The sequence below is a fragment of the Anabaena sp. UHCC 0253 genome (assembly GCF_009712085.1).
Classification (GTDB): domain Bacteria; phylum Cyanobacteriota; class Cyanobacteriia; order Cyanobacteriales; family Nostocaceae; genus Dolichospermum.
Genome location: NZ_VILD01000002.1, coordinates 289,349 through 293,605 on the forward strand (window position 1 = coordinate 289,349; position 4,257 = coordinate 293,605).

Here is a 4,257-nt window from a genome sequence, read left to right on the forward strand (position 1 = left end):
GGGATATTTTTCTGTAAGCTAGAATATGAAAATCTATATAATGGTTTGCAAATTTGTTTAGAAAAGCAAGAAACTATTAGTATATTTTTATGTTTATTTGATTATTTCTCTTTAAATCATGACTTTCAAAGTGGACTGAAATTATCAGAATTTGTATGCCAAGCCCAAGAATCTTATCCATCCGAAATTTGCACTGGAGAAATAGGTTGGGAAATAATGATGGTACTTGATAGATTAGCTAACTGCTATTTCCAGATAAAAAATTATCAGAAAGCAAAAGTTTCTTATCAGAGAATTGTGGAGTTAACACAACAACTCAGTGGCATATCAGAAAAGCAATATCAATTAGCACTTGCTAACACATACCACCAGTTGGGATATATTGCCCAAGAATTAAGGGATTTTCCAGATGCACGGTGCTATTATCAGCAATCCTTAGAAATCTATCTCAAATTTGGCTATGATTATGACCTTACAAACACTTATCACCAGAATCTAGCTAACACATACCACCAGATGGGAATGGTTGCCCAAGAACTGAAGGAATTTGAAAATGCACAGCAAAATTATCAACTAGCTTTAAATATACGTCTTAAATATAGATTGCGGTATGAGCAAGCCAAAACTTATCACCAGTTAGGATTGGTAGCCCTAGAATTAGAAGAATTTGAAACCGCACGACACAATTATCAAGTAGCTTTAGAAATATGGAGCGAATTTAAATCTTACTATGAGGAAGCTAAAACTTCCCACGAATTGGGAATATTTTCAGCTAAATTAGGAGAATTTTCCGAAGCAAGAAAACATTATCACAAAGCTTTGGCAATAAAAATTGAATATAATTATTACTATGAACAAGCTGGAACTTATGGACAATTAGGTTTGCTTGCTGCATCGCAGGAAAATTATACAGAAGCGAGGGTAAATTTACAAAAAGCTTTAGGTATATATGTTGAATATAAAGATGAATATAGGGCGAATATTACGAGGGAGATTTTAGAAAGATTACCAGAGTAAAGAACAATCTAAAACAAATAGCATTAAAATTATCTTCCTAATTCTCTAGCTTCCCTGATTGATAAATTACCTAATGAAATTCCCGGTTTTAATTCTTTGAGTTTCGCTTTGATTTCTAATAATTCCTGTTGATTATTGATTGTCGAAGTTTCCATTAATTCAGTCATATTGTTATCTATAGACTGAGAATGAATTTGCTGCAACATTAAATCTGCTTTACGCTGAATTATGTCTTCCGCAAATAACTTAACTTCTTTTGTCTTTGCTACTGTTAATTGCTGTAAAATAGACTTTACCTCAGCTTGTAAAGAATGCCCATGCTTTTGAGCGCGAGACTTTAGCCACTCGATAATATTTGGATCTAAGTCATCTAAAATAATTGGATTCATAAGCATTGAGTTCTGTGAGGGTACAAACCTGTGAGGACGGGGAAACCCCGCCCCTACATCATAAATTATTTTGCTGGGGGTAAAGTTCCGCCACTAGCAGCCGGTGGTTCTGTATAATCGCAAAAGATATTTACCCCTATTTTCAGAATATACAAAACTATAACGGTCGCGATCGCCGGATCAAGAGGTAAACCACTAGATGAGGCTAAACCCACCAAAGAAACTATCGCACCTGTGAGTAGAGGTGAACTACCGGGATTTTTCGTATATTCCTTGATTTGACCACGAAACCCGTCATCACCGCAAAGCTCATTTCGCAAGGTTTTCAGGGTGATATCCCACAGAGATTTACCTTCCACCATCATGGTTTGACCATTTTTTTCTTGCCATAAATCTTGAAAAGCCATTTCCATGTCGCCATTATGCTTTTCTAAATGAGCCATAGCTTCCAATCCGGGGGTATAATCGGGCATTAATTCCCGCATAGCTTGGATTTCACTGCTGGTTACTTGCATAACTGATTGAGATTGTTTACTGAGTGGTGTCAAAATTAACTACATGATGGAAAGGCCTTAGTCATTAAAAAAAGATAAAATACCCCAGATATAACCAAAAAGTTTGTACTTTTATAAAGTATAATTAAGAAAAAGATAAATAAATCTAGCTAAATAGGCTTAGTTTGTCACCTATTGCTCCTAGATGTGGTTAAAGTTTCTTTACTAGAGCAAAAACTACCATTTTTCTGTGTTAACTACTAAGTTAGCATCCAGGATCAAGGTGAATGTGTCAATTTCCCAGTTGGAGAGGCAAATAAAGGCGTGGGTCAGTATCAACCTGCTGAATTAAAGCAGTATAATCCAGAGGCGATCGCTCGTTACTTTCGTTACCGTCCCTGGTTAGCCTGGGGACGACTACTGAGAATCTTATGGTCTTTTGCAGGATTTATACTTAGTCTCAAATGGGACGAATGGCAAGATCAGGTGGAGGAAAATCAAGGGAAACGCGCTACCCAGTTGCGAACCCTTCTCACCCGTCTGGGTCCAACATTTATCAAAGTTGGTCAAGCCCTTTCGACTCGTCCCGACTTAATCCGCAAAGATTTTTTAGAAGAACTGATCAAACTACAAGACCAGTTACCACCTTTTGATAATGGTCTGGCATACCAGATTATTGAAACAGAGCTAGATCGCTCAATTAGTGAAGTTTTTCGGGAACTTTCCCCTCAACCCGTAGCAGCGGCTAGTTTGGGTCAAGTCTACCGGGGACGGTTGCTTAGTGGTGAAGAAGTGGCTGTGAAGGTACAACGCCCCAACTTACGCCCTTTACTGACAAAAGACTTGTATCTCATGCGTTGGGCTGCTAGTTGGCTTGCTCCCTGGCTACCGCTGAATCTTGGTCACGATTTAACTTTAATCGTTGACGAGTTTGGCACAAAGTTATTTGAGGAAATTGATTACATCAATGAAGGCCGCAATGCGGAAAAGTTTGCCCATAATTTCCGTAATGATCCTCAAGTAAAAATTCCTAGTATTTATTGGCTTTATACCAGTAATCATGTTTTAACACTGGAATGGATTAACGGCTTTAAACTCACAGATACTCAGAATATCCAAGCGGTAGGTCTCAACCCAGAGGACATTATTCAAATTGGTGTCACTACAGGTTTACAACAACTATTAGAGCATGGTTTTTTCCATGCCGATCCTCATCCTGGCAATTTGTTCGCTATGCCCGATGGTCGCATGGCTTACATTGATTTTGGCATGATGGATCAGTTGGAAGAAACAACTAAGGAAAGTTTAGTTGATGCTTTAGTGCATTTGGTAAATAAGGATTACACCGATTTAGCCGAAGATTTTGTCAAATTGGGCTTTTTAACAGCAAACACTAATATTGCTCCTATTGTGCCAGCATTAGAAGCTGTACTAGGAAACGCTATTGGTAAAAATGTCAAGGACTTTAACTTCAAAACCATTACTGATGAGTTTTCGGAATTGATGTATGAATATCCTTTCCGTGTACCTGCGAAGTTTGCTTTAATTATTCGTTCTTTGGTGACACAAGAAGGTATTGCCCTCAGTCTCAACCCCAATTTCAAAATTGTGGAAGTGGGTTATCCCTATATCGCCCGGCGGTTATTAACTGGGGAATCTCCAGCATTGCGGCGGCGATTATTGAATGTATTGTTTAAAGATGGTAAATTCCAGTGGCAAAGGTTAGAAAACTTAATTACCATTGCTCGGACTGATAGTCAATTTGATGTTTTACCAACAGCGAAAATGGGTTTGGAATTCATCCTTTCAGAAGAAGGTAAATTTCTCCGTCGTCAGTTGGTATTAGCTCTCACTGAAGATGACCGTTTACACACAGAAGAAGTCCAACGACTATGGGATTTAGTTAAGGATGATTTACCACCAAATCGCTTACTAAATGTTGCAATTAGCCTATTAACCGAGTTCTCAAAAGAAGGTGTAGCCGCTATTTTGCCTAAATAATCCCTCTGCTAATAAAAACGAATTTTAATAACACTCAGGAGTTTTAATGTACTATTACCCTCTGCAACCGCCTTACTTTTTACTCTTAGTTGGTTTTCTCACTGCTTTAACTTCTGGCATAGCTTTATCTGGAACATTAAAAGTAATTGTCCAGCAATGGCCAAAGGATAAGTCTACTGAAGAGAAAACAAATACCCGTTCTTTTTATAAACAATTATTAGTACCATTCTTTGGGATTACTGCTGGTGTTTGTTTATTTCTCTCTTGTGGTTTAGAGATATTTGGTTTTCCCTCTGGTTTAGCGTTAGGTGATGGGGTTTACCAAATGAGTCTGCTAACTTGTGTATTTGTTTGGT

Annotated in this window: 5 protein-coding genes; 3 read left to right on the forward strand and 2 right to left on the reverse strand. The window is 37.8% G+C overall.

Annotation, left to right across the window (positions count from 1 at the left end):
- The coding region (locus FJR38_RS28200) for a tetratricopeptide repeat protein (protein WP_254449365.1) at window positions 1-1,017 on the forward strand (1,017 nt) is incomplete at its 5' end.
- 29 nt (window positions 1,018-1,046) lie between these two features.
- Here the strand turns inward: FJR38_RS28200 and FJR38_RS05390 are convergent.
- The gene (locus tag FJR38_RS05390; RefSeq protein ID WP_168535634.1) at window positions 1,047-1,406 is read right to left on the reverse strand and encodes a hypothetical protein; all 360 of its coding nucleotides are present in this window, start codon (window positions 1,404-1,406) and stop codon (window positions 1,047-1,049) included.
- A gap of 65 nt (window positions 1,407-1,471) precedes the next feature.
- Window positions 1,472-1,921, reverse strand: a complete 450-nt coding sequence (locus FJR38_RS05395; protein WP_168535842.1) for a hypothetical protein — start codon at window positions 1,919-1,921, stop codon at window positions 1,472-1,474.
- Window positions 1,922-2,224: 303 nt separating this feature from the next.
- Between FJR38_RS05395 and FJR38_RS05400 the strand changes: the two genes are divergently transcribed.
- Together FJR38_RS05400 and FJR38_RS05405 are read left to right on the forward strand one after the other, a co-directional pair.
- Complete coding sequence (locus FJR38_RS05400; RefSeq protein WP_168535844.1) at window positions 2,225-3,901, forward strand: AarF/ABC1/UbiB kinase family protein; 1,677 nt, start codon at window positions 2,225-2,227, stop codon at window positions 3,899-3,901.
- A 46-nt stretch (window positions 3,902-3,947) separates the two neighbouring features.
- Window positions 3,948-4,257 (forward strand): hypothetical protein (locus FJR38_RS05405; RefSeq protein ID WP_168535846.1); only part of this gene is annotated, 310 nt, incomplete at its 3' end.

What these genes read in the sequence shown, in the direction of transcription:
- FJR38_RS05390 (WP_168535634.1), bottom strand. Translation starts at nt 1,406, where the DNA reads ATGAATCCAATTATTTTAGATGACTTAGATCCAAATATTATCGAGTGG.
- FJR38_RS05395 (WP_168535842.1), bottom strand. Translation starts at nt 1,921, where the DNA reads ATGCAAGTAACCAGCAGTGAAATCCAAGCTATGCGGGAATTAATGCCC.